The organism is Nocardiopsis sp. NPDC050513, from assembly GCF_044457925.1.
Classification (GTDB): Bacteria; Actinomycetota; Actinomycetes; order Streptosporangiales; family Streptosporangiaceae; genus Nocardiopsis.
This window is the reverse complement of sequence record NZ_JBITHK010000009.1, coordinates 84,495-108,340: the sequence shown is the minus strand read 5'-3', so window position 1 is coordinate 108,340 and position 23,846 is coordinate 84,495. Positions and strand designations below refer to the sequence as shown.

20 protein-coding genes are annotated in these 23,846 nt (G+C 70.7%); 11 read left to right on the top strand and 9 right to left on the bottom strand.

Annotated elements, in window-relative coordinates:
* The first annotated feature begins 320 nt into the window (after positions 1-320).
* Entirely contained in the window at positions 321-1,382 is a 1,062-nt protein-coding gene (locus tag ACIBFB_RS17735; protein WP_397231344.1) for a CDP-alcohol phosphatidyltransferase family protein, read from the top strand.
* Positions 1,383-1,415: 33 nt separating this feature from the next.
* Here the strand turns inward: ACIBFB_RS17735 and ACIBFB_RS17730 are convergent, their stop codons facing one another.
* The 5 genes from ACIBFB_RS17730 to ACIBFB_RS17710 all read right to left on the bottom strand — a co-directional run bounded on the left by ACIBFB_RS17730 (position 1,416) and on the right by ACIBFB_RS17710 (position 7,774).
* Positions 1,416-2,966: an NCS1 family nucleobase:cation symporter-1 gene (locus ACIBFB_RS17730; protein ID WP_397231342.1), complete on the bottom strand. Its 1,551-nt coding sequence runs from the start codon at positions 2,964-2,966 to the stop codon at positions 1,416-1,418.
* Between the two features lie 250 nt (positions 2,967-3,216).
* Entirely contained in the window at positions 3,217-4,227 is a 1,011-nt protein-coding gene (locus ACIBFB_RS17725) for a TIGR03842 family LLM class F420-dependent oxidoreductase (RefSeq protein WP_397231340.1), read from the bottom strand.
* A gap of 14 nt (positions 4,228-4,241) precedes the next feature.
* Positions 4,242-5,648, bottom strand: coding sequence for a dihydropyrimidinase (gene hydA / locus ACIBFB_RS17720; protein ID WP_397231338.1), 1,407 nt, complete (start codon positions 5,646-5,648; stop codon positions 4,242-4,244).
* A gap of 12 nt (positions 5,649-5,660) precedes the next feature.
* Positions 5,661-6,503: a nitrilase-related carbon-nitrogen hydrolase gene (locus tag ACIBFB_RS17715; RefSeq protein ID WP_397231336.1), complete on the bottom strand. Its 843-nt coding sequence runs from the start codon at positions 6,501-6,503 to the stop codon at positions 5,661-5,663.
* A 383-nt stretch (positions 6,504-6,886) separates the two neighbouring features.
* The gene (locus ACIBFB_RS17710) at positions 6,887-7,774 is read right to left on the bottom strand and encodes a hypothetical protein (protein WP_397231334.1); all 888 of its coding nucleotides are present in this window, start codon (positions 7,772-7,774) and stop codon (positions 6,887-6,889) included.
* A gap of 272 nt (positions 7,775-8,046) precedes the next feature.
* On the opposite strand from ACIBFB_RS17710, the gene ACIBFB_RS17705 reads away from it, so the two are divergent.
* Together ACIBFB_RS17705 and ACIBFB_RS17700 are read left to right on the top strand one after the other, a co-directional pair.
* Complete coding sequence (locus ACIBFB_RS17705) at positions 8,047-8,505, top strand: flavodoxin family protein (protein WP_397231332.1); 459 nt, start codon at positions 8,047-8,049, stop codon at positions 8,503-8,505.
* Between the two features lie 288 nt (positions 8,506-8,793).
* Entirely contained in the window at positions 8,794-9,093 is a 300-nt protein-coding gene (locus tag ACIBFB_RS17700; RefSeq protein ID WP_397231330.1) for a hypothetical protein, read from the top strand.
* A gap of 81 nt (positions 9,094-9,174) precedes the next feature.
* Here ACIBFB_RS17700 and ACIBFB_RS17695 read toward each other — a convergent pair whose 3' ends face one another.
* Positions 9,175-9,939, bottom strand: coding sequence for a peptidoglycan recognition family protein (locus ACIBFB_RS17695; RefSeq protein ID WP_397231328.1), 765 nt, complete (start codon positions 9,937-9,939; stop codon positions 9,175-9,177).
* 159 nt (positions 9,940-10,098) lie between these two features.
* Positions 10,099-11,646 carry a hypothetical protein gene (locus ACIBFB_RS17690; RefSeq protein ID WP_397231326.1) on the bottom strand — a complete coding sequence of 516 codons (1,548 nt, stop codon included), beginning with the start codon at positions 11,644-11,646 and terminating at the stop codon, positions 10,099-10,101.
* A 267-nt stretch (positions 11,647-11,913) separates the two neighbouring features.
* Here ACIBFB_RS17690 and ACIBFB_RS17685 point away from each other — a divergent pair, with 267 nt between their 5' ends.
* Positions 11,914-12,369 carry a DUF6069 family protein gene (locus tag ACIBFB_RS17685; RefSeq protein ID WP_397231324.1) on the top strand — a complete coding sequence of 152 codons (456 nt, stop codon included), beginning with the start codon at positions 11,914-11,916 and terminating at the stop codon, positions 12,367-12,369.
* Positions 12,370-12,439: 70 nt separating this feature from the next.
* On the opposite strand, the gene ACIBFB_RS17680 is transcribed toward ACIBFB_RS17685, so the two are convergent.
* Positions 12,440-13,816 (bottom strand): aspartate aminotransferase family protein, encoded by a 1,377-nt coding sequence (locus ACIBFB_RS17680; protein WP_397231322.1) that lies wholly within the window; start codon positions 13,814-13,816, stop codon positions 12,440-12,442.
* Positions 13,817-14,049: 233 nt separating this feature from the next.
* Between ACIBFB_RS17680 and ACIBFB_RS17675 the strand changes: the two genes are divergently transcribed.
* The 7 genes from ACIBFB_RS17675 (at position 14,050) to ACIBFB_RS17645 (ending at position 21,957) form a co-directional block, all read left to right on the top strand.
* Positions 14,050-15,498, top strand: coding sequence for a gamma-aminobutyraldehyde dehydrogenase (locus tag ACIBFB_RS17675; RefSeq protein WP_397231320.1), 1,449 nt, complete (start codon positions 14,050-14,052; stop codon positions 15,496-15,498).
* Positions 15,499-15,604: 106 nt separating this feature from the next.
* Positions 15,605-16,765: an ABC transporter ATP-binding protein gene (locus tag ACIBFB_RS17670; protein WP_397231318.1), complete on the top strand. Its 1,161-nt coding sequence runs from the start codon at positions 15,605-15,607 to the stop codon at positions 16,763-16,765.
* 69 nt (positions 16,766-16,834) lie between these two features.
* Positions 16,835-18,103 carry a PotD/PotF family extracellular solute-binding protein gene (locus tag ACIBFB_RS17665; RefSeq protein WP_397231316.1) on the top strand — a complete coding sequence of 423 codons (1,269 nt, stop codon included), beginning with the start codon at positions 16,835-16,837 and terminating at the stop codon, positions 18,101-18,103.
* A 5-nt stretch (positions 18,104-18,108) separates the two neighbouring features.
* Positions 18,109-18,963 carry an ABC transporter permease gene (locus tag ACIBFB_RS17660; protein ID WP_397231314.1) on the top strand — a complete coding sequence of 285 codons (855 nt, stop codon included), beginning with the start codon at positions 18,109-18,111 and terminating at the stop codon, positions 18,961-18,963.
* A complete protein-coding gene (locus ACIBFB_RS17655) occupies positions 18,960-19,832 on the top strand; it encodes an ABC transporter permease (protein ID WP_397231312.1) in 873 nt (290 codons plus the stop codon). The genes ACIBFB_RS17660 and ACIBFB_RS17655 overlap by 4 nt, the downstream gene beginning before the upstream one ends.
* 219 nt (positions 19,833-20,051) lie before the next feature.
* Entirely contained in the window at positions 20,052-21,476 is a 1,425-nt protein-coding gene (locus ACIBFB_RS17650) for an NAD(P)/FAD-dependent oxidoreductase (protein WP_397231310.1), read from the top strand.
* A 181-nt stretch (positions 21,477-21,657) separates the two neighbouring features.
* Positions 21,658-21,957, top strand: coding sequence for a hypothetical protein (locus ACIBFB_RS17645; RefSeq protein WP_397231308.1), 300 nt, complete (start codon positions 21,658-21,660; stop codon positions 21,955-21,957).
* A 295-nt stretch (positions 21,958-22,252) separates the two neighbouring features.
* On the opposite strand, the gene ACIBFB_RS17640 is transcribed toward ACIBFB_RS17645, so the two are convergent.
* Complete coding sequence (locus ACIBFB_RS17640; protein WP_397231306.1) at positions 22,253-23,818, bottom strand: polyamine aminopropyltransferase; 1,566 nt, start codon at positions 23,816-23,818, stop codon at positions 22,253-22,255.
* Positions 23,819-23,846 lie beyond the last annotated feature (28 nt).

Genomic DNA, 23,846 nt, shown 5'->3' with positions numbered 1-23,846 from the left:
CGGGTGGGGCGCGGAACCGATCCGCCGTGGGCGGACGCCGTGACCGGAGCCGTCGGGTTCGGTCACGTTCACGTTCTGTTTAGGTCACCTCGGGTAGACCTGGGTCTCATCGTAGATATCGATTCGGGTCATGAATCGTGCGCGCCTGTGAACCCGAGCGTTCGAGCGGGCGTCCACTCTGCGTGACCGGAGTGACGTGGTCCCGGCCCTCCCGGGCGCCTCCGGTTCTGGCGTCGTGAACCCGCGCCCACGGTGTTCGTGCGTTCCCGCTGTCGCACGACGGCCCTGATCGATCGTCCACCGCGCCAGGAGCCTCTCCCATGCCATCGTTCACACTTCGCGACGTGCAAGAACAGACCTACAAGTCACGTGACTCGTGGTGGACCGTGTGGTTGGTCGATCCGCTCGCCTCGCGCCTGGTCAGAGTGACCGCGAACCGGACCGGCATCACCCCCAACCAGCTGACCCTCGCGGCGCTGGTCCTGGGCCTGGCGGCGGCGGTGTGCTTCTACCTCGCCGACGGGTACTGGCTGCTGGCCGGCGCGCTGCTGTTCCACCTCAGCTTCGTCCTGGACTGCATGGACGGCAAGATCGCCCGGCTCAAGGGCAACGGCTCGGTCTTCGGCAGCTGGCTCGACTACGTCTTCGACCGCGTCCGCGTCCTGATCTGCGCCATCGCGCTCATGGGCGGTCAGTTCGCAGCGACCGGGGAACCGATCTTCCTCTGGTTCCTCCTGGGCATCGTCTTCACCGACATGTTCCGGTACCTGAACTCCCCGCAGATGGCCAAGGTGCGCGCCACCATGCGCCGCCACATGGTCCAGGCGATCCGGGAGGTGGAGAACGGGGGCGACGAGCGGGGCGGCCAGGAGGTCCGCGAGCTGGCGGCCCGGTTCCGCTGCGGCGCTCCCGCCGACGACGCCGACGACGAGGGCGGCGTCCCCCCGGGTGACGCGGGGCGCGCCTTCGCCCCCGCCCGGCCGACCGGGTCCGAGGAGGGGGACTCGGCCGAACCGGCCGTGCTCACCCCGGGCCGCAAGGCCCGGCAGATCCAGAGCACCGCGCTCCAGGAGGGGTTCCACAAGCGCTTCCCGTGGTACCGGCGCGTGCGGGACGTCCTGCGGGAGAACCGGATCCGCCCCCACCTGTTCAGCGGGATCGAGTTCCAGATGGGCGTGTTCATCGTCGCCCCGCTGGTCGGCCTGTTCTCCACGACCGGCATGCTCGTGACCATCGCCGCGTCCGGCTGCATGATGCTGGCCTTCGAGCTGGTGATCATCTACAAGCTGTGGCTGTCCACACGCGAGTTCACGCGGGTCACCCGCGACATCGACACGGTGCTGGCCCGACTCGAACCGGAGGAGCAGCGCCCGGCCGCCTGACCCGGGCCAGCCGACCGGCGCGCCCCACCCGTCTCAGGGGGTTCCCGCGCGGGAGCGCCGGTCGGGCGCCGCCACCCCCAGACCCCAGTGGAGGACCAGCGCCGACACGAAGCCGACGACCCAGCCGTAGTCGGCCAGCGGCGCCAGGGCCGGGATCAGGCCGATCTCGGGGAAGGGGCCCTCCCCCGGCGCCGAGTGCGATCCGCCCACCGCGAGCACGGCGCCCGCGGTGAAGGCCGCCAACGCCCGCCAGTTCCACCCGCCCGTGTACCAGTACGCCGAGTCGCGCGTGTAGAGGGCGGTGAGGTCCATGCGGGTCCGGCGCAGCAGCCAGTAGTCGGCGACGAGGATGCCGCCCACGGTGCCCAGCACGCCGCCGACCGTGCCGAGCCAGGTGAAGATGTACACGTTCGGGTCCGAGATCAGCCGCCAGGGGAAGATCAGGACGCTGACCACGCACGTGATGACCGCACCGGTCCGGAAGCTGATCAGCTTCGGCTTCAGGTTGGACAGGTCGTAGGCCGGGCCGACGAGGTTCGCGGCGATGTTGGTCGAGACGGTCGCCAGCAGCACCACGAAGATCGCGAACAACAGCGCGAGGCCGTTCGACATCTCCGCCACGATGTCCACCGGGTCCCACAGCGGGGCGCCGTACACCGCCTGCGTGCCCGCGGTGACCATGACGGCCAGCAGCGCGAACGCCGCCATCGTGGTGGGCAGGCCGAACGTCTGCCCCAGAACCTGCGCGCGCTGGGAGGAGGCGAACCGCGTGAAGTCGCTGATGTTGAGGCTCAGCGTCGCCCAGAAGCCGATCATGGCCATGAGGGACGGGAAGAACAGCGCCCAGAACTCCGGTCCCCAGCCGAGTTCGGAGTTGACCGCCAGCAGCGGGCCGAAGCCGCCCGCCTGCACGACCATCCATCCCAGGAGCGCGACGCCGCCGACCAGCATGAGCGGGGCCGCCCACACCTGCACCCTGCGCACGCCCTCCATGCCCCACAGGATGATCCCGAGCTGGGCCACCCAGAACAGCCCGAAGGACAGCCACATCGTCCACGGCTGCCCGCCGACCTCGGCAGCGCCGCTCCACCCGTCGCCGAACACGCGACCCGCGAGGATGTGGACGCCCTGGCCGCCGATCCACGTCTGGATGCCGTACCAGCCGCACGCCACGGCGCCGCGGATCAGCGCGGGCAGGTTCGCGCCGCGCAGCCCGAAGGAGGCGCGCGCGAACACGGGGAACGGGACTCCGTACTTCGCGCCCGCGTGTCCGGTGAGGACCATGGGGACCAGGACGATCAGGTTGCCCAGGGCGATCGTCAGGACCGCCTGCCGCCAGTCCATCCCCACGGCGATCAGGCCGCTGGCCAGGGTCCAGGCGGGCAGGTTGACCGACATGCTGATCCACAGGGCCGTGAAGCTGCCGGTGCCCCAGGTGCGCCGGGACATGGGCACGGGGTGCAGGTCGGCGTTGACGAACGGGCCCTCGGGCAGGTCCCGGCCCTCGGGCATGGAGATCCGGCCGTCGGGGTGGGTGACGAAGGGCGGGGCGGCGGGGTCGGGTGAGGGAGGAGCGTGGGTCACGGGTCACCTGGTTTCGGCGGTGCTGGCGGGGGATCGAGGTGGGCGGGGGCACGGGCTGGACCCGCGCCGGTGGGGGAGCGGGCCGGGGTGCGTCCCCGGCCGCCGATCATTCTCACATGTCAGGACGGCTGGCCCGGAGCCCCGGGCCCGCCGCGCCCCGGGGGCACGGCGGGCGGAGGGGGCGTGCGGCCCCGGGGATCGTTCGTCCCGCACGTCCGACAGTCTGCGAGACGCGTGTTGACTCGGTGTTTCAGGACACCGCCGGGATCACGTCACGGCCGTAGACGTCGATGACCCCGTCCACGTCGTCGTGCATCGCGTACACCGCGAACTGGTCGACGCCCGCCTCACGCAGCCGTTCCAGCTTCGCGACGTGCTCCTCCACCGGGCCGACCAGGCAGAACCGGTCGACGATGGCGTCGGGCACGAACTCGGTGTCCGGATTGCCCGCCCGGCCGTGGTGGCTGTAGTCGTAGCCCTTCCGGGAGCGGATGTAGTCGGTCAGCTCCTCCGGAACGGCCCCCGAGTGCTCGCCGTACCGCTCCACCAGGTCGGCGACGTGGTTGCCCACCATCCCGCCGAACCACCGGCACTGCTCGCGCGCGTGCGCCAACCCCTCGGCGGAGCCGTCCGTGACGTAGGCGGGCGCCGCCACGCACACGGTCACGTCGTTCGGGTCCCGGCCGGCGTCCGCCGCCGCCGACCGCACCGCCTTGACCATCCACTCGGTCAGGTACGGGTCGGCCAGTTGCAGGATGAAGCCGTCGGCGCGCCGGCCCACCAGGTCCAGCGCCCTGGGCCCGTAGGCGCCCATCCACACCGGCAGGCAGCCGTCCCTCACCCACGGGATGCGCATCGACGCCCCGTCGACGTCCGCCTCCCGGCCCTCGGCCAGATCCTTGATCGCCCGCATGGCCTTCTCCAGCCGGGCCAGCGTCGCGGGCCTGCGCCCCGCCACGCGCATCGCCGAGTCGCCGCGCCCGATCCCGCACACCGTCCGGTTCCCGAACGTGTCGTTGAGCGTGGCGAAGAGCGAGGCGGTCACCTCCCACGTGCGCGTGCTCGGGTTGGTCACCATCGGTCCGACGACGAGGTTCTCCGTGCGGTCCAGGATCCGGCTGTAGATGACGAACGGCTCCTGCCACAGCACCACGGAGTCGAAGGTCCACCCGTGGGTGAACCCGAGCCCGTCGGCACGCGCCATCCGCTCCACCAGCAGGTCGGCGGGCGGGTCGGTCTGGAGGACGAGTCCGATGTCCATGCTGTCTTCTCCCCTCAGACCAGGTACTGGCAGGTGGACCGGGGCACGTACCGGCCGTGCCCGGCCTCGCCCAGGTAGGATCCGTCGTCGACCACGACGCGTCCGCGCGAGAGCACCGTCCTGGCCCTGCCGGTGACGCGTCGGCCCTCGTAGGCCGAGTAGTCGACGTTCATGTGGTGGGTCCGCGCGGACACCACCTGTTCGGCGCGGGGGTCGTAGACCACGATGTCCGCGTCCGCCCCCGGCGCCACCGTTCCCTTCCGCGGGTGGAGGCCGAACATGCGGGCCGGCGTGGCGCAGGCGATCTCGATCCACCGCCGCCTGCTGATGTGCCCGTCCACCACGGCCTGGTGCAGCAGGTCCATCCGGTTCTCCACGCCCGGCAAGCCGTTGGGGATCTTGGAGAAGTCGCCCACGCCGAGGTCCTTCTGCCCGGTGAAGCAGAACGGGCAGTGGTCCGTGGAGACCACGGACAGGTCGTTCGTGCGCAGCGCCCGCCACAGGAGCTCCTGGTGCTCCCTGGGCCGCAACGGCGTGGAGCACACGTACTTGGCGCCCTCGAACCCCGGCTCCGCCAGGTTGTCCGTGGACAGGAACAGGTACTGCGGACAGGTCTCGCCGAAGACGTTGAGCCCCTTGTCCCGGGCGCGGGCCAGCTCCTCGACCGCCTCGCCCGCCGACACGTGCACCACGTACAGCGGGGCCCCCGCCACACGCGCGAGCTGGATCGCCCGGTGGGTGGCCTCCGACTCCAGCAGCGCCTTGCGGACCTCGCCGTGGTGACGCGGGTCGGTCCTGCCCTCGGCCAGGGCCTGCTCGACCAGCACGTCGATGGCGATGCCGTTCTCCGCGTGCATCATCGTCAGCGCGCCGTTGGCCGCGCCGCGCTGCATCGCGCGCAGGATCTGGCCGTCGTCGCTGTAGAAGACGCCCGGGTAGGCCATGAACAGCTTGAACGACGTGACGCCCTCGTCGACGAGGACGTCCATCTCCTTGAGCGAGGACTCGTTGACGTCGGACAGGATGGCGTGGAAGGCGTAGTCGACCGCGCAGGTCCCGTCGGCCTTGGCCATCCACGTGTCCACCCCCGCGCGGACGGACTGCCCGGGGCTCTGGATCGCGAAGTCGACGATGGTGGTGGTGCCGCCCCAGGCCGCGGCCCGGGTGCCGGTCTCGAAGGTGTCGGCCGACCGGGTGCCGCCGAACGGCATCTCCATGTGGGTGTGCGCGTCCACGCCGCCCGGGATGACGTAGTGGCCGGCCGCGTCGATGACGGCGGCGTCGCCGCGCGCCCAGCTCTCGGCGGTCTCGGTCCCGCGCAGGGCCAGGGCGGCGACCCGCTCGCCCTCGACCAGGACGTCGGCCTCGACCTCCTCCGCCGCGGTGACGACCAGGCCGCCTCGGATCACGGTGCGTCCCATGCTCGCCGCCCCCTAACCCTCGGCCAGCGGGCCGTAGGCGTCCGGGCGCCGGTCCCGGAAGAACGCCCACTGCTGGCGGACCTCGTCGATCATGTCGAGGTCGAGGTCGCGCACGACCAGCTCCGCCTCGGCGTCGGAGGCGACGTCGCCGACGAACTGGCCGCGCGGGTCGACGAAGTAGCTCGTCCCGTAGAAGTCGTTGTCGCCGTACTCCTCGACGCCCACGCGGTTGATCGCGGCGACGAAGTAGGCGTTGGCCACGGCCGACGCGGGCTGCTCCAGCTTCCACAGGTAGGCGGACAGGCCGCGGCTGGTCGCGGACGGGTTGTACACGATCTGGGCGCCGCCGAGTCCCAGCGCGCGCCAGCCCTCGGGGAAGTGGCGGTCGTAGCAGATGTAGACGCCGATCCGCCCGACGGCGGTGTCGAAGACCGGCCAGCCGAGGTTGCCGGGACGGAAGTAGTACTTCTCCCAGAAGCCCTTGACCTGGGGGATGTGGTGCTTGCGGTACTTGCCGAGGTAGCTGCCGTCGGCGTCGATGACGGCGGCGGTGTTGTAGTAGAAGCCGGGCCCCTCGACCTCGAAGACGGGGAGGACCATCACCATGCCCAGTTCCTTGGCCAGGGCCTGGAAACGGGTGATCGTGGGGCCGTCGGGCACGGGTTCGGCCCAGCGGTGGTGCTCCGCCTCCTGGACCTGGCAGAAGTAGGGGGCGTTGAAGACCTCCTGGAACCCGATGACCTGTGCCCCCCGCGCGGCGGCGTCGCGCGCGTACTTCTCGTGGGCGGACAGCATGGATTCGGTGTCGCCGGTCCACTCGGTCTGGACGAGTGCGGCACGGACGGTGTGCGGCATGGTTCCCTCGCTCCTCACTGAGCGCCGCCCGGTCCGGGCGGCCAAGAACGCCTGAAGTGTCCGCGTATGGCCTGTTCGCACGGGTGGTGGGAGCAGGTGGTGCGCGTGCCGTCGCACCCTAAGGAAGAGGGGAATGGCCGGTCAACGTCCGACATTCTTGCGGCCGTGATTCGGTCCTGTTGCGCATATTCGCTAATGGGACGGTTGGTAGCTAATGTCCGTTCAGCGGGCGTGATTATTCGGAGGAAATGCCAGGTTTGGTGCGGATTCTCCGATGAATTTCAGAGGTCCGTACAGGACACGCGCGAGGGCCGCCGGTGGTGGTCCGGCGGCCCTCGCGGCGGTCGCGTCGCCGTGGGAGACGGGTCGGGCGACCCGGCGCGTCAGTCGACGAGGGACACGTTGGTCTCGTTGCCGCCGTAGGTCTCCGAGCTGACGCCCATGTGGGTGATCGCGCTCGCGTCCGGGACGTCGAAGGCGACGGTCACGCTGGAGAACTCACCCTCGTCGCCCAGCGTGACGTAGGCGCTGTCGTCGTTGAGCTGGCGCGTGAGGTCGTAGTCCTCCTCGTACTGGGTCCCGTCGGCCTCGTAGACGTGCTGCTCGTCCATCCAGAACCAGCTGGCGGAACCCTCCGCGTCGGCGACGTCGATCTCGACCACGAGGTACTCGCCGGTCGGGGTGTAGCCCTCCAGCTCGTCGACGACGTCCACACCGGTGATGACGTAGGTCAGACCCGCGTGCTCGAACTCGCTGCCGACCGTCCACATGTCGGAGGTGTCGATCTCGGGGGCGGCGGGCTCGTCCGGATCCGCGGGCTCCTGCGGCTCCTCGCCGCCGGGCTCCTCGTTCTGGGAGGTGCCGCCCGGATCGCGCGGCTCGACGGACGGGTCGTCCCCGTTGAAGACGACCACGAGCAGGACCACGAGCACCACGCCGATGACGAACAGCGCGGCGCAGCCCAGCCCGAGGAAGAGCCACGGGGACTTCTTCTTCTGCTGCGGGGGCTGCTGGCCGTACGGGTTGCCGTAGGGGTCGACCGGCGGGGCGGCGTAGGGGTCGCCGTGCTGCTGGGCGTACGGGTCCCCGGGCTGGCCGTAGGGGGCGCCGCCCTGGTTGTACGGGTCGCCGCCGTGGCCGTACGGGTCACCCGGGTTGTACGGGTCGCCGGGGGCGCCGGGCATCCCCGGACCGCCCGGGGGCGGGCCCATGGGCGGCTGGCCGCCGGTGGGCGGGCCCATGGGCGGCTGACCGCCGGTGGGAGGACCCATCGGAGGTTGACCGCCCGTGTGGTGCCCCTGCGGGGGCATACCGGGCGGAGGGCCTTGGTAGGGGCCGTTCGGAGGAGGCTGGCTCATGGCGGTCCTTGGCTTTCTGCCGTGGTGCGGGGCGAACCCGAGCCCGGGGGAGAGGGTCCCTACCCGCGGTTCGGGTCGAGGCGTCGGCCGGGGGCGCCCGCGATCAGCGGCTGCTCGTTCTGTGTCGGGTCAGACGCCCGCGGGAGCGGATCGGTTCTCCCGCGCGACGTGCCTACTGTGGGGTCATGGCACGACTGCTCATCGTTCACCACACCGTCTCGCCCGCCACCCAGGAGATGCTGGCCGCGGTGCTCGACGGTGCCCACACCGACGATATCGAAGGCGTGGAGGTGCGGACGAAGCCAGCCCTGGGCGCGACCGTCGGCGACCTGCTGGACGTGGACGCCGTACTGCTCGGGACGCCCGCCAACATCGGCTACATGAGCGGAGCCCTCAAACACTGGTTCGACACGGTGTACTACCCCGCCCAGACCGACACCGAGGGGCTGCCGTACGCGCTGTTCGTGCACGGGGACAACGACACCTCCGGGGCGGTGCGCGCGGTGGAGTCGATCGCCAAGGGGATGGGGTGGCGGCGCCAGCGCCCGCCGGTGTCCGTCACCGGTCGGCCGGACGCCTGCGCCAGGGAGGCGTGCTGGGAGCTGGGCGCGGTGATGGCGCTCGCGGCGCTCGGGGAGGCCTGACGCGGCCCGTTCCGGCCGGTGGGGCGGTCCTCACCGGCGGGGCCGCAGATCGCGCGGGGGTTCAGCTCCGGCCACCCGGATCCATCGATATCGGATCGCACGAATCCACGGCGATTCATGTGGTTTCGCGGGGTGTGCGGACGGAGTTCGCGGGACGAATCCACGTATCCACGGCACTCGGGGTTCACTCCCCATCGACTCGGAGAGTAATTCGAAAGTTTCGCACTGCTCCCGATGTCCCTCATCGGATCTCTCCGCAGTGCGGTGTCGTCATGAACGGAGTGAACGATGAAGCGTGTGCTCGCCATCGCGGCGGCGGCGGCCACCCTCACGATCGGGTCGGTGGCACCGGCCTCCGCGGCCCCGGGGACCCTCTGGTGGACCTTCGGCGACGCGTGGTTCCGCCACGACAACCCGGCCGAGGGCTGCTACACGATCTCCGAGGGGGATCCGGCCGTCGAGTTCCAGAACCACACCGCGGAGCTGGTGTACGTCTATCTGCTCCCCCGGTGCGATGGACCCTACGAGCCGGTCGCGCCCGACGGCCGCACCGACTTCTCCACACGCAGCTACCTCGTGCTGGACTAGGCGAGGACGTCGTGTGGGGCGACTGACGCGGCACCGGCCCCGCCGGGAGACGGATCTCTCCGGGCGGGGCCGCGGCGGGAGTCAGCCCCCGGCGGACTGGTGGCGGGCGAGCTGGGCGTGCAGCTGGGCGAGCGCGTAGGAGGTGACGGTGTCGCCGTCGGTGGCGGACGAACCCATCTGCCTGCGCACCCAGAGCAGGGCGTCGGAGGTCTCCTGGCCGTAGGAGCCGTCGACCCCGTACTTCGGCAGGCTGGCGCCCGCGTACTTGAGCATCTGCTGGAGCAGCGTGACGCGGCTTCCAGAGTCACCGACCTTGAGTCCGAGCATCTCGTCTCCTGATCCTGGGGCGGTTCCCGGGGGTTGGGTGAAGCTGCCGTCCTCGACCAGGGCGTAGAGCACGCTCCCCGGACACGAGGTGGATACGAAGTCGCGGTGGCCGAGGACCCTGCCGGAGACTCCGTGCTCGGAGGTCAACCACGCGCGCAGACGGCGGACACCGTCGACCTGCGCGTCGGTGGGCCGCTCGCCCTCGCCGATCATAAGGGTGACGCTGTAGTAGCCGGCATTGCCCGATCTGGTGCCCTGGGCGGCCTGGTAGCGGTACAGCCCCCGGCCCTCGAAGACGTCGCCTCCGACCGAGACGCCGAAGCTGTACCCGATGTCGGCCCAGTCGCGTCCGTTGACGTGGTGGTCACGGGTGCTCTTCCAGTAGGAGACGCACTCCGCGTGGTCGTCGAGGTGGGTCGCGGGCCCGTTGTAGTGGACGACGAGACCGGACTCGGGGTCGGCGTAGTCGGCGGGAGACGTCGCGGACCAACCGAAGTAGGTCCGCGGGTAGTCGATCACGGGTACCTCCTGCGGGTAGCGGGGAAGAGGACTCGCTGAGACAGGCCCCTACGCTGGATCACGAGGCGTTCACTGATTGTGCGCTCTCTTCGCGACGAATACCAGCCCCGATACCGGGAGGAATCGGACGAACATGACGTGGCTTCGCGGTGCGGCCCCTCACGTTCCGCGCAGGGCGCGTCGGATGGTGGTCCGGGCGAGGCGAGCGGCGGGGCTGGTCCGGGGTGACGGCCCCCTTCCCGCGGCGACGGCGGAGGAGACGTCGCCGCCCTCCCCCCTCCCGGCGGCCTGCCGCTTGGCGCGGAGCGCGTCGGCGATGGTGGGCGCCGGCCGGACTCCGGCCGCTCGCGTCGCCGCCTGGCCCCGCGCCCGCAGCATCGCCTTCAGAGTTCCCTCACCCTCGACCGTGGCGGCTCCGCGGGCGAGCAGGTTCCCCAGCGCCTGTCGTTGGTGGCTGATCGCGCGCTTGAACGATCCCAGGGCGCTCTCGGTACGGCCCGCCTCCAGTTCGTCCCGGCCGTGGGAGAACTCCATGGCGGCCAGGGACTCGGCGGCTCTGCCGACCCGCTCGTCGCTGGCGCCGAAGATCTCGGCGAGCCGGGTGGGAAGCGAGGCGTGCTCCTGTCGGGCGGCGGTCCACCTCTCCGGGCCCGCCTCCGCCAAAGCCGAGAACAGGTCGAAGGAGTCGGCGACCCTCCGCTCCCTGTCCTCGGGAGGCGCCTTGGCGCCGGAGGCGAGGGCCTCCTCCAGCAGCTCCACGCGTTGGCGTACGGCTGCCCGCTTCTGTGCCATCGACCGCTCGTCCCAGCCAGGGCCGCCGGGGGCGAGGGTGCCGGCGTGGACACGAGCGATGTCGCGCAGCGCCAGAAGGGCATCCCGGGTGTCCAGGCCCGGGACGCCATCCCGGTCGCCCCGCTCGAGATAGGTGACGACGGCCCGCATGTTGGTCGTGACGCGGGCAGCGACGGATTCGCTGAACTGGGCGCCCTCGGCGATCTCCTGCCGCAGCAGCCGGGCGTAGGTGTACGCGGTGGCTCGCAGTTCGGGATCGGCGGCGTCCAGTGGCCGCTCGGTGAGGAGATCGAGTGCGGTGCGCAGGGCGTCGATGCGCTGGTATCGGGTGAACGGCTCCTCGGGGCTGGTCGCGAGGAATTCGAGGCGGCGATCGAGAAGCTGGAGGCGTAGGTCCTGCAACAGACGGGGGTCCGCACCGGGCAGTGTCGCCTCGATGCGGACCGCCACGCTCAGCAGTTGGATCGAATCCTCGAGAGACGCGTTCGCGGACTGTGCCACCAGCGCGGACTTGGCTCGCCTCAGGTCCGCTTCGACGGCGCCCACCTTCAAGAACAGGTCATCGTCGGCAGGCAGGGCCTCCAGCATGTTCGCGCGGGCGTCCAACAGGTTGGTGGACGCATGGCGGTACTGCCCCCGTTGGAGCTCGCTGCGCCCCGCGATCAGTCCCGCCTCCACCCTGAGGGCGGGAAAGCGCTCCATGCCGGGCCTCTCAATCGCGATGAGGACTTCCTCAGCCGACCGCTGCGCCCTCGTGAACAGAAGCTGGGCCTCGACGTCCCGGCCTCCTTCGGTGGCGGCCTCCAGGCCTCGTGTGTACAGGTCCGTGGCGAACTGGACCTGCGAGTCCAGTTCCCTCGCGAGGGCCTGTACGAACATCTCCGTGCTGCCGTGGAGCTTCCTCAGTTCCCGCACGCGCTCGCGGATGTTCGGTGGCTCGTGAGGCTCCGCCGACGCTGCCGAATCCCGTTCCGCCATGATGACCCCGTTCGCGCGCCAGGAGTGGATGGTCCCGAGAGGATAGCGCCAAGGGGGGACGCGGCGGCCGGCCGCCGTCCTCGACCTTCGCGAGCACGGGGGCGCCCACGCGCCGGTGATCCCCGACACAGCGCTTGACATCAACAAATATTGAGGTTGGAGGATCGTCCCCACAAGCACCGCACACGTGACATGGAGATCCCCATGACGGTCACCGACCAGACCCCCGCCCGCACTCCCGCCGCCCCGGCCGCACGGCGTCCCGGTGCGTCCTGGTGGGCGGCGGGCGCCGTCGCCGTCGCGGCGGCCACCGCCGCCAACCTGGCGCTCCTCGGGCTGGGCCACCTCATCGGAGCCTCGATGCAGCACCCCGACCCCTCGGGCGCGACCGTCTCCGTCCCGGCGGGAGGCGTGGCCGTCATGAGCGCCGGACCGCTCGCCGCCGGCCTCCTCGCGGCGGTGCTGCTGTCGTTCCTGTGGAAGGGCTTCCTGCGCGTCGGCCAGATCGTCGGCAGCGTGCTCGCCGGAGCCTCCACCCTCATGCCGTTCTTCGCCGAGACCGACACGGCCACCCAGGTCGTCCTCGGGCTCATGCACGTGACGCTGGTCCCGGCGGTGTGGTTCGGGCTCGGCGCCGTCCGCCGCAGGGCCCTGGGGTAGGCCGGAGAAAGGGGCGTGCCCCCGCCCGGAAGTCGGGGGCGGGGGCACGCGGATCGGGAGGGCGACGGCGTCAGAGCCGCTCCCACGCCTCCGTGAGGACCTTGCGCAGGATGCGCTCCATCTCGTCGAAGTGCTCCGGGCCGCAGGTCAGCGGCGGCGAGAGCTGCACGACGGGCTCGCCGCGGTCGTCGGCGCGGCAGACCAGTCCGGCCTCGAACAGCGCCTGGGACAGGAAGCCCTTGAGCAGCCGGGTCGACTCCTCGGCGGTGAAGACCTCCTTGGTCTCCTTGTCCTTCACCAGCTCGATGCCGTAGAAGAACCCGTCGCCGCGCACGTCGCCGACGATCGGCAGGTCGAGCAGCTTCTCGAGCGTCGCGCGGAACACCGGGGCGTTCTCGCGGACGTTGTCGAGGATGCCCTCCTTCTCGAACAGGTCCAGGTTGGCGAGCGCGGCGGCCGCGGCGACCGGGTGACCGGCGAACGTGATGCCGTGCAGGAAGACGTTGCCCTTCTCCTTGAACGGCTCCATCAGCCGCTCGCGGGCGATCACCCCGCCCAGCGGCACGTAACCGCTGGTGGCGCCCTTGGCGAAGGTGATCATGTCCGGCAGGTAGCCGTACCTGGTGGCGCCGAAGTACTCACCGAGGCGGCCGAACGCGCAGATGACCTCGTCGGAGACCATGAGCACGCCGTAGCGGTCGCAGATCTCGCGCACGCGCTGGAGGTATCCGGGCGGCGGCGGGAAGCAGCCGCCCGAGTTCTGCACCGGCTCGACGAAGACCGCGGCGACGGTGTCCGGGTCGTTCTGCAGGATCGCTTCCTCGATCTGGTCGGCGGCCCAGCGGCCGAAGGCCTCGGGGTCGTCGCCGTGGACGGGCGCGCGGTAGAAGTCGGTGTTGGGCACCTGGATCGTGCTCGGCACCAGCGGCTCGAAGGGGGTCTTGATGCCCTGGAGCCCGGTGATGGACAGCGCCCCGAGGCTGCTGCCGTGGTACGCGATCCTCCGGCTGATCACCTTGTGCCGGAGCGGCTCACCGACGGCCTTGAAGTACTGGCGGGCGAGCTTCCAGGCCGACTCGACGGCCTCGGAACCGCTGGTGGTGAAGAAGACGCGGTTCAGGTCGCCGGGAGCGAGGTCGGCGATCCGGTCGGCCAGCTCGACGGCCTTCGGGTGGGCGTAGGTCCAGATGGGGAAGTACGCGAGCTCCTTCGCCTGCTCGGCGATGGCGTCGGCGATCTCCGTGCGGCCGTGTCCGGCCTGGGAGACGAACAGCCCGGCGAGGCCGTCCAGGTACTTCCTGCCGTTCGAGTCGTAGACGTACACGCCCTCACCGCGGGTGATGACGGGGACGTCGGCATCGTCGTAGGCGGCCATCTCCGTGAAGTGCATCCACAGATGGTCCTTGGCGGCCCGCTGGAGGTCCTGCGGGCTCAGGCTCGCTGCCACTTGGTGCTCCCATGATCGCTGGGTAGGTGCGGGGACCGTGTGGAAGGTCGGTCGACCCGTGGGCCCCTGCATGGACCCGCTATAGAAATAGTGGCATGTTGACTGATTTTGTCAAGTATCCGTCGCGAAACCGAACCTTTACAACGGAATCCCTTGAACTTGCGCTCATCAGATGGCAACGTGATCTGAGACACGAACACCGCGCGCGAACGTGCTCGACCAAGGGAGCAGACGTGACCGAGAGGCACGACCTCGACCATCTCAGGAACTTCGTCAACGGGGAGTACGTCGACACGGTCGACGGAATCCGCGGCGACATCGTCGACCCGTCGACCGGCAAGGTCTTCGCCACGGCTCCCGTCTCGTCCGCCGCCGACGTCGACCACGCCTTCAGGGTCGCCCAGCGCGCGTTCGACGACGGCTGGCGCGACACCACGCCGGCCGAGCGCCAGATCGCCCTCAACCGATTCGCCGACGCCGTCGAGGCGCGCGCCGACGAGCTGGTCGAGGCCGAGGTGCGCAACTGCGGCAAGCCCGTGGCGCTGACCAGGAGCGAGGAGATCGCCCAGGTCCTGGACGCGCTCCGGTTCTTCGCCGGTGCGGCGCGCAACCTGGAGGGCCGGGCCGCGGGCGAGTACATGGCCGACCACACCTCGTGGATCCGCCGTGAGCCGATCGGCGTCGTCGGGCAGATCTCGCCCTGGAACTACCCGATGGCGATGGCCGCCTGGAAGATCGGCCCCGCGCTGGCGGCGGGCAACACCATCGTCCTCAAGCCCTCGGACACCACACCGGTCTCCACCCTGCTGCTCGCCGAGATCGCGTCCGAGTTCCTTCCCGCGGGCGTGTTCAACGTGGTCTGCGGCGACCGCGACACCGGACGCGCGCTGGTCGACCACAAGATCCCCCAGCTCATCTCGCTGACCGGCTCCACCCGTGCCGGGTTCGAGGTCGCGCAGGCCGGTTCCCGGGACCTCAAGCGACTCCACCTGGAGCTGGGTGGCAAGGCGCCGGTCCTCGTCTTCGACGACGCCGACGTCGAGCGCGCCGCCGCCGGAATCGCCGAGGCGGGGTTCTTCAACGCGGGCCAGGACTGCACCGCCGCCACGCGCGTCCTCGCCGCGCCGGGCATCCACGACGACTTCGCCGCCGCCCTCGCCGAGCAGGCGCGCGGCACGGTGACCGCCCCGCCGAGCAACCCCGACGCGCTGTTCGGCCCGGTCAACAACGCGGGCCAGCTCGCCCGGGTCAGCGGGTTCGTCGAGCGCACCCCGGACCACGCCGAGATCCTCGCCGGCGGTCAGCGGGTCGGCGACGAGGGCTACTTCTACGCGCCCACGGTCGTGTCCGGCCTGCGGCAGGGCGACGAGTTGGTGACCGACGAGATCTTCGGGCCGGTCATCACCGTCCAGCGGTTCACGGACGAGGACACCGCCGTCCAGTGGGCCAACTCGGTCGAGTACGGCCTGGCCTCCAGCGTCTGGACCAGGGACCACGCCCGGGCGCTGCGGGTCTCTCGCCGGCTCGACTTCGGCTGCGTGTGGATCAACACCCACATCCCGATCACCGCGGAGATGCCGCACGGCGGCTTCAAGCACTCCGGCTACGGCAAGGACCTGTCGATGTACTCCTTCGACGAGTACACGCGGATCAAGCACGTCATGAGCTACATCGGTGACTGACCCGGAGTCCGGCCCGGCGGACGCCCGGGACCCCGGCCCGGCGGCCGACCGGCCCGACCGGCATCCCCCGACACCAGGAACGAGAGCTGACAGGAGCCTCCCCGCCATGGCCACAAGCACCACGACACCTCCGCCCGAGGCGCCCGCCGGGACCTCGGCCCCGGCACAGGCCCCGGCCATCGGCCTGGAGGGCGTGACCAAGTCCTTCCGCTCGGGCTCGGAGACGGTCACGGCCGTGGCCGGGGTCGACCTGGCCATCGCCAAGGGGGAGTTCTTCTCGCTGCTCGGGCCGTCGGGCTGCGGCAAGACCACCACCATGCGGATGATCGCCGGGTTCGAGGAGCCGACCGCGGGCGCCGTCCGGCTCGACGGTCACGACGTCACCGGGGTCTCTGCCAACCGCCGCGACGTCAACATGGTCTTCCAGAGCTACGCGCTCTTCCCGCACATGAGCGTCGCCGACAACGTGGCGTTCGGGCTCCGGCGGCGCGGCGTCGCCAAGGCGGAGATCCGCTCGCGGGTCGCGGAGATGCTCGACCTCGTGGAGCTGGGACACCGCGGCAAGCACCGGCCCTCCCAGCTCTCCGGCGGCCAGCAGCAGCGGGTCGCACTGGCCCGGGCGCTGGTCAACCAGCCCGGGGCGCTCCTGCTCGACGAGCCCCTGGGCGCGCTCGACCTCAAGCTGCGCCAGTCCATGCAGGTCGAGCTCAAGCGCATCCAGCGCGAGGTCGGCATCACCTTCGTCTACGTCACCCACGACCAGGGCGAGGCGCTGACGATGTCGGACCGCATCGCGGTGATGAACCACGGCCGCGTCGAGCAGCTCGGGACACCCGCCGAGATCTACGAGCGCCCCGCCACACGGTTCGTCGCCGACTTCATCGGCACCAGCAACCTGCTCAGCGGGACGGTCGGGGACCGCACGGACTCCGGGGCGTGGCGGGTCGGGGTCGGGGACGGCGCGACCGCCCTGGCCGCCGAGCTGCCCGACGGCGCCGAGGCGGGCGCCGAGGTCCACCTGACCGTGCGGCCGGAGAAGGTCCGCATCGCGCTGGACGAGCCCGAGGAAGCGGTCAGCCGGGTTCCCGGCACGGTCGCCGAGACCGTCTACCTCGGCTCGGCCACGCACTACCAGGTCGACATCGGCTCCGACCAGCAGATCACCGTGTACCAGCAGAACACCTCCGGCTCCGGCCTCGTCGCCGAACGCGGCGAGCGGGTGTGGCTGTCCTGGACGCCCGATCACTCCTACGCGCTGTCCGACTGACGCGACCCCGACCCGGACCGTCCGGGCACCACGGCCGCATCCCCCGACCAGAAGCAGGGAACAGACGACATGAACCACCGCTCTCGCCCGATGCCCGCCCCCTCTCTCCTGCGCGGACTCACCCGGCGCCGACAGCGCGGCTCCCTCGCCGTGCCCGGCATCAGCCGCCGCGGCACCCTCCAGGCGGGCGGCGTCGCCGCCGCCGCGCTCGCGCTCTCCGCCTGCGGCGTGCAGGGCCAGCAGCGCGACCCCGCGGAGGACGCCGAGTACTGGCAGGACAAGGAACGGACCGGCTCCCTGCGGTTCGCCAACTGGCCGCTGTACATGGACTCCGACCGCACACAGCTCCTGCAGTTCACCGAGTCCACCGGTATCGAGGTGGAGTACAAGGAGGACGTGCAGGAGGCGGCGCCGTTCTTCGGGCAGATCCAGCCCAAGCTGGCCAACGGCGACGACACCGGATACGACCTGATCGTCCTGCCCAACGGCTTCGAGCTGGCCAAGCTCATCGAACTGGGCTACCTCGTCCAGCTGGACCACACCCGGCTGCCCAACTTCGCGGAGTACGCGGGCGAGGCCTACAAGAACACCGCCTACGACCCGGGCAACCGCTACACCGTCCCCTACGCCTCGGGCATCACCGGCATCGCCTACAACCCGGAGTACGTCGACCGGGAGATCACGAGCATCGCCGACCTGTGGGACCCGGAGTTCGCGGGCAAGGTCGGCATGATGTCCGACGCCCAGGAGATCGCCAACTTCGGACTGCTCCGCAACGGCGTCAACCCGGCCGACTCCACGCCGCAGGACTGGGAGGCGGCGGCCGAGGCGCTGCGCGAGCAGCGCGACGCCGGGATCGTGCGCGCCTACTACCAGCAGGACTTCATCCAGCCGCTGACCAACGGCGACCTGTGGATGACCATGGCCTTCTCCGGCGACATCTACCAGCAGAACGCCGAGGAGGGGACGAACCTCAGGTTCGTCGTCCCCGAGGAGGGCGCCACGCTCTGGACGGACTGCATGATGATCCCCTTCACCTCGCGGGCGCCGGTCGACGCGATCGAGCTGATGAACTTCCTGTACGAACCGGAGATCAACGCCGGGCTCACGGAGTACATCGCCTACATCACGCCGATCCCCTACGTGCAGGAGGTCATCGCCGAGTGGGCCGCGGCCGAGAGCGGTACCGAACGCGGTGAGGCGCTGGCCGAGATGGCCGAGAGCCCGCTCGTGTTCCCGTCCGAGGAGGAGTACCAGCGGCTGCACAACTACGTGACGCTGCCCGCGGCCGAGCAGGACGAGTTCGCCTCCCTCTTCCACGCGATCACGCAGAGCTGAGCACCATGAGCAACCGCGAGTACACGCCGTACGTGCTGGTCCTGCCGGCGTGGGCCTGGCTGGCCCTGTTCTTCGTCGTCCCCATCGGCGGGATGCTGTCGCTGTCGCTGACCACCGGCAACGTGATCACGGGCTTCCAGCAGACCTTCGAGGTGGGCAACTACGCCGCCGCCGTCTCCACGTACTGGGAGCAGATCGTCCGGTCGCTGTTCTACGGGGCCTGCGCGACCGTTCTGTGCATCGTCATCGGCTACCCGATGGCGTACTGGATCGCCTTCCGGGGCGGGACGCACAAGTCCACGTACCTGCTGCTGATCCTGCTGCCGTTCTTCGTGTCGTTCGTGCTGCGGACCATCTCGTGGCGCTTCCTGCTCGCCGACAACGGCGTCGTGCTGGGCCCGTTGAAGTCGATCGGGCTGATCCCGGCCGACCTGGCCGTGCTCAACTCCTCGCCCGCGGTCATCCTGGGACTGGCGTACAACTTCCTGCCGTTCATGGTCCTGCCGATCTACGCGGTCCTGGAGCGGATGGACCCACGGATCGTCGAGGCCGCCCACGACCTGTACGCGGGCCGGATCCAGGCGTTCCTCAGGGTGATCCTGCCGGTGTCGCTGCCCGGTGTGTTCGCCGGTGTGCTGATGACCTTCATCCCGACCAGCTCCGACTACGTCAACTCGTCGGTCCTGGGCGGCACGCACAACACGATGATCGGCAACGTCATCCAGACCCAGTACCTGGTCAACAACAACTACCCGATCGCCTCGGCGATCACCTTCGTCCTCATGGGGCTGCTGCTGGCCGGCATCTTCAGCTACGCGCGGGCCCTGGGAACCGAGAGGGTCATGGAGGTGCACACGTGAGCACCGGAGTCGGCACACCCACGGTGGCCGGAGGGGCCGCCCCGGGCGGTCCCGGGGACGCGAAGTCCGCGGGCGGCTCGCGGCCCGCGCGTGCGCGGCGGCGGATCGACTGGGGGCACGTCTACACGATCGCGGTCCTGGCGTGGCTGTTCCTGCCGATCCTGTTCATGGCCGCGTTCAGCTTCAACGACCCGGCCGGCCGGCACAACATCACCTGGCAGGGGTTCACCTTCCGCTGGTACCAGGACGCGCTGGCCTACCCGGACCTGAACCAGGCGATGTTCAACTCGGTGTCCATCGCGCTCCTGACGATGGTGATCTCCGGCGCGCTGGGCACCCTGCTCGGACTGGCGCTGGGCCGCTTCACCTTCCGGGGCAAGCAGCTCACCAACCTGGTGATGTTCTCCGCGATCAGTGCGCCCGAGGTCGTCATCGGCGCCGCACTGCTGTCCACGTTCCTCATGATGAACGTGACGACGGGCTACTGGACGACGGTCGTGTCGCACGTGATGTTCTGCGTGTCCTTCGTGGCCATCACGGTGCGGGCGCGCGTCATCACGCTCGACCCGCGCATGGAGGAGGCCGCGCGCGACCTGGGCGCCGGGCCGCTCACCACGTTCCGCCTGGTGACGCTGCCGCTGCTGTTCCCCGCGGTAATGTCGGGCGGGCTGCTGGCCTTCGCGCTGTCCATCGACGACTACATCATCACCTCGTTCGTCAGCGGTGACGTGACGACCTTCCCGCTGTGGATCTGGGGCGCCACCCGCGTGGGCATCCCGCCGCAGGTCAACGTGATGGGCACGCTGCTGTTCCTGGTCGGCGTGGCCCTGGCGGTGGTCAACGTGATCAACAGCCGACGCAGGCGGTGAGCGGGGCGGGCGCGCCAGCGGGCACGCCCGCCCCAACCGAGGACCCCGCCGTGGCCGCACCCGGAGATCCCGGATCCCGGGTGTGTCGCACGTGCGGTCGGGGCGGTGATCCGGCACCATCCGTCCATGCCGGACCGCCTCCCCCTCCTTCCCCAGACCGGGGACCCGTGCCCGCCGACGGTCGGCGGACACGGTCATCGACAGACGGAGTGATAACCCATGGCCGACGGAGCGACCGCGCGAGCGGAGAGGGCGCTGAAGGGCGCTCGCCCGAAGGTCTTCTGGCTGGATCCGGAGATCGAGGGCCACGACGTGCCCGAGGCGGCGCCGCCCCTGACCGGTGACGCGCACGCCGACCTCGTCGTGGTCGGCGGCGGGTTCAGCGGACTGTGGACCGCGCTCATCGCCAAGGAGCGCGACCCGAAGCGGGACGTGGTGCTGGTGGAGGCCAGAACCGCCGGGTGGGCCGCCTCCGGGCGCAACGGCGGATTCTGTGCGGCCAGCCTCACGCACGGGTACGACAACGGGGCCGAGCGCTGGCCCGAGGAGATCGCCGAGCTGGAGCGGCAGGGACGCGCCAACCTCGACGGGATCGAGGAGGCGGTCCGGCGGTACGGGATCGAGTGCGAGTTCGAGCGCACCGGGGAGATCCTCGCGGCCACGGCGCCGTGGCAGGCGGAGGGCTTCGAGGAGTCGGCCGCGGCCCTGCACGCGCTGGGGTACGAGGCCCAGGTGTGGGACGCCGAGCGGATGCGCCAGGAGGTGGACTCGCCCGCCTACGTCGGTGCGCTGTACGAGCCCGACGCGGTCGCCATGGTCCACCCGGCCAAGCTGGCGTGGGGCCTGCGGGCCGCGTGCCTGGAGTCGGGCGTGCGGATCTTCGAGGACACGCCGGTGCGCGCGATCAGGTCGACCCACTCCGGGCTGCGCCTGGAGACGAGCGGGGGAGCCCTGCACGCGCCGAAGGTCGCCTGGGGCACCGGGGCCTTCCCGGGTCCGCTGCGCCGCCTGAAGCACTACCTCGCGCCGGTGTACGACTACGCGCTGATGACCGAACCGCTCAGCGACGAGCAGATGGCGTCGATCGGGTGGAAGGAACGCCAGGGTCTGAGCGACGCGTCGAACTTCTTCCACTACTACCGGCTGACCGCGGACAACCGGATCCTGTGGGGCGGGTACGACGTCGTGCACCACTACGGGGGCGGGGTGCGCCCGGAGTACGACCAGCGGCCGGAGACCTTCCTGAAGCTGGCCGAGCACTTCTTCGAGAACTTCCCGCAACTGGAGGGCGTGCGGTTCACGCACACCTGGGGCGGGGTGATCGACACGTGCAGCCGTTTCTCCGGGTTCTTCGGCACCGCGTACCGGGGGCGGCTGGCCTACGCGGTCGGGTACACGGGGCTGGGGGTCGGCGCGACGCGCTTCGGCGCGCAGGTGATGCTCGACCGGCTCGACGGTCTGGACACCGAGCGCACGCGGCTGCGGATGGTGCGGGAGAAACCGCTGCCGTTCCCGCCGGAGCCGGTGCGGTCGCTGGGGATCGGACTGACGCTGCGGGCGACGGCCGCCGCCGACCGGAACGACGGCAGGAGGAACCTCTGGCTGCGGACCCTGGACGCGATGGGTCTGGGTTTCGACAGCTAGGAGGCGGGTGTCCGGGCCCGGAGGGGTGAGGGCTTCCGGGTCCGGGCGACGCCCGGTCTCCAGGCGCTGGAGGCCGGGACCTGAGGGCGCGGGGCGGAAAACCTGGCCACCAGGTGAGTGCCGCCCCGCACTCTCGGAAACGTCACGCGGTGACGTGATCGCAATGAGTGACAGGAGTGTCATGACCACACGTGCCCTGACCCGTACCGCCGCCGCGGCGGCCCTCACGGGCCTCGCCGTCCTGGCCGGGCCGGTCCTGCCCGCCCACGCCGCCCAGGGCGTGCTCACCGTCAGCGGAAACAGGTTCGTGGACCCCAGCGGCTGCTACGAGGGCAGGTTCTGGCCGCTGATCGTCGACAACCAGACCGACGGGGTGGCGGTGGTCTACGACGGACAGAACTGTGAGGGCAACGTGCTCCGGGCCGTCCGCCCCGGCGCGAGCGCGACGGAGGAGTTCGGCGCGAGCGTCCTGGTCCGGTAGCGCCGTAGGCCCGTCCCGCGTGGTCCGGGGCGGGGCGGGCCGTGCTCCGGCCCCGCTCCGGGGCCGATGCCCGCCCTGTCGGAAAGGAACGGGTAAGGCCGGGTCAGGGTTGTCCCGGGCGGTACGTGTCGCGGCGTGGCGTCGCCCCCGGATCGCGCCCCTTGGCGCAGGATGGTGACGTCCGCCCGATCAGGTCCACCGCGTGGCCGCCCACCGGCCCGAGTTCCCAGGCCGCGCGGTGCCGGCGTTCGAGGGCCCGGAGCCCGCAGGGGGTTCCGGGCACGGCGCCGCCTCGTCAGTACCCGCGCCAGGCGCCCTGGTGGTACTCGATCACGCTCGGCCGCATCAGGGTGGACGCCTCCACCCCGGGGTCGCGCCGGTCCATCGGGAACACCAGCGCGGCAGCGAGCAGGTCGTCGTCGAGGAAGCGCAGCGGCGGCGCGTCGTCGGGCAGGGCCGGGGCCGGCGCCTCACCCGTGGTGGCCAGGTAGAATCCCCAGTTCCCGAACGAGGGCACGTCCACGTTGTACGGGGTGGGGGCCAGTCCGGCCTCCTCCAGGGTGTGGCCCACGCTCCAGAACGCCTCCGGCGCGAAGAACGGCGACCCCGCCTGCACGACGAGCCGGCCGTCGTCGGACAGGGCCTCGGCGATCAGCGCGTAGAACTCCGCGGAGTACAGCTTCGATGTGCCGACGTTGTCCCCGTCCGGCAGGTCGGCGACCACCGCGTCGAACTCCCGCCCGTTCTCCTGGAGCCAGCGGAACGCGTCGGTGTACACCACCTCCACGCGCGGGTCCTCGAACGAGTCCTCGTTGAGGCCGCTGATCACCGGGTCGGTCGACGCGAGTTCCACGACGGCCGGGTCGAGGTCGACGACGGTCACCGAGGACACGTCGTCGTAGGCGAGGATCTCCCGCAGCGCCAGGCCGTCGCCGCCGCCCAGCACGAGCACGTCCTCACGGGGCCCGTCCATCACCGGGTGGATCAGCGACTCGTGGTAGCGGTACTCGTCCAGGGACGAGAACTGGAGCGACCCGTTGAGGAACATCCGCACGTCGTCGCCGTCCAGCGACCGCGTGAGCACGATCTCCTGGTACTCCGACCGCTCGGCGTGCACGATCGGGTCGCGGTAGAGGGCCTGGCGCGCGTCGACCTCGAACTGGTCGGCGTAGGCGAAGGCGAGCCCGAGCACACCCAGGACCAGGATCAGCCCGCCGGTCAGCGCGGCGTAGGCGCGTCTGCCCAACTGGGACCGGAACAGCCAGAGCACGACCGCCACCCCCACCACGGCGTTGAGCGCGCCGACCGTGACCGAGCCCTTGGGCAGGCCGAGGAGGGGCAGCAGCAGGAACGGGAAGGCCAGACCGCCGAGGAGACCGCCGACGTAGTCCGCCGCGAACAGGTCGGCGACCGCGTCCGAGGCGTCCTGCTTGCGGATCCGCTGGATGAGCGTCATCAGCAGCGGGATCTCCACCCCGATCAGCGCGCCGATGACGAACGCGAGCAGGACCAGCGCGGGCTGGTAGGCGGAGAACCACGCGAACGCCCCGTACAGCAGCAGGACCGACAGGCCGCCGACCAACGACAGCAGCCCCTCCACGACCGCGAAGGACAGCGCCGGGTTGCCCTGGAGCCGCTTCGACAGCAGCGAGCCGACCCCCATGGCGAACACCATCACCGACAGCACCACGGAGGCCTGGGTGATGGTGTCGCCGAGCAGGTAGCTGCCGATCGCCACCAGCGCCAACTCGTACACCAGACCGCACGCGGCGCAGACGAACACCGCCGTCAGCACGAGGAACCGCGCCACGCGGGGCGGGACCGGCAGCCCGGTCGAGGGTCGGGTGGTGGTCTCGGTCACCGGAACATGCCTCACTCTGCGGGGTGGC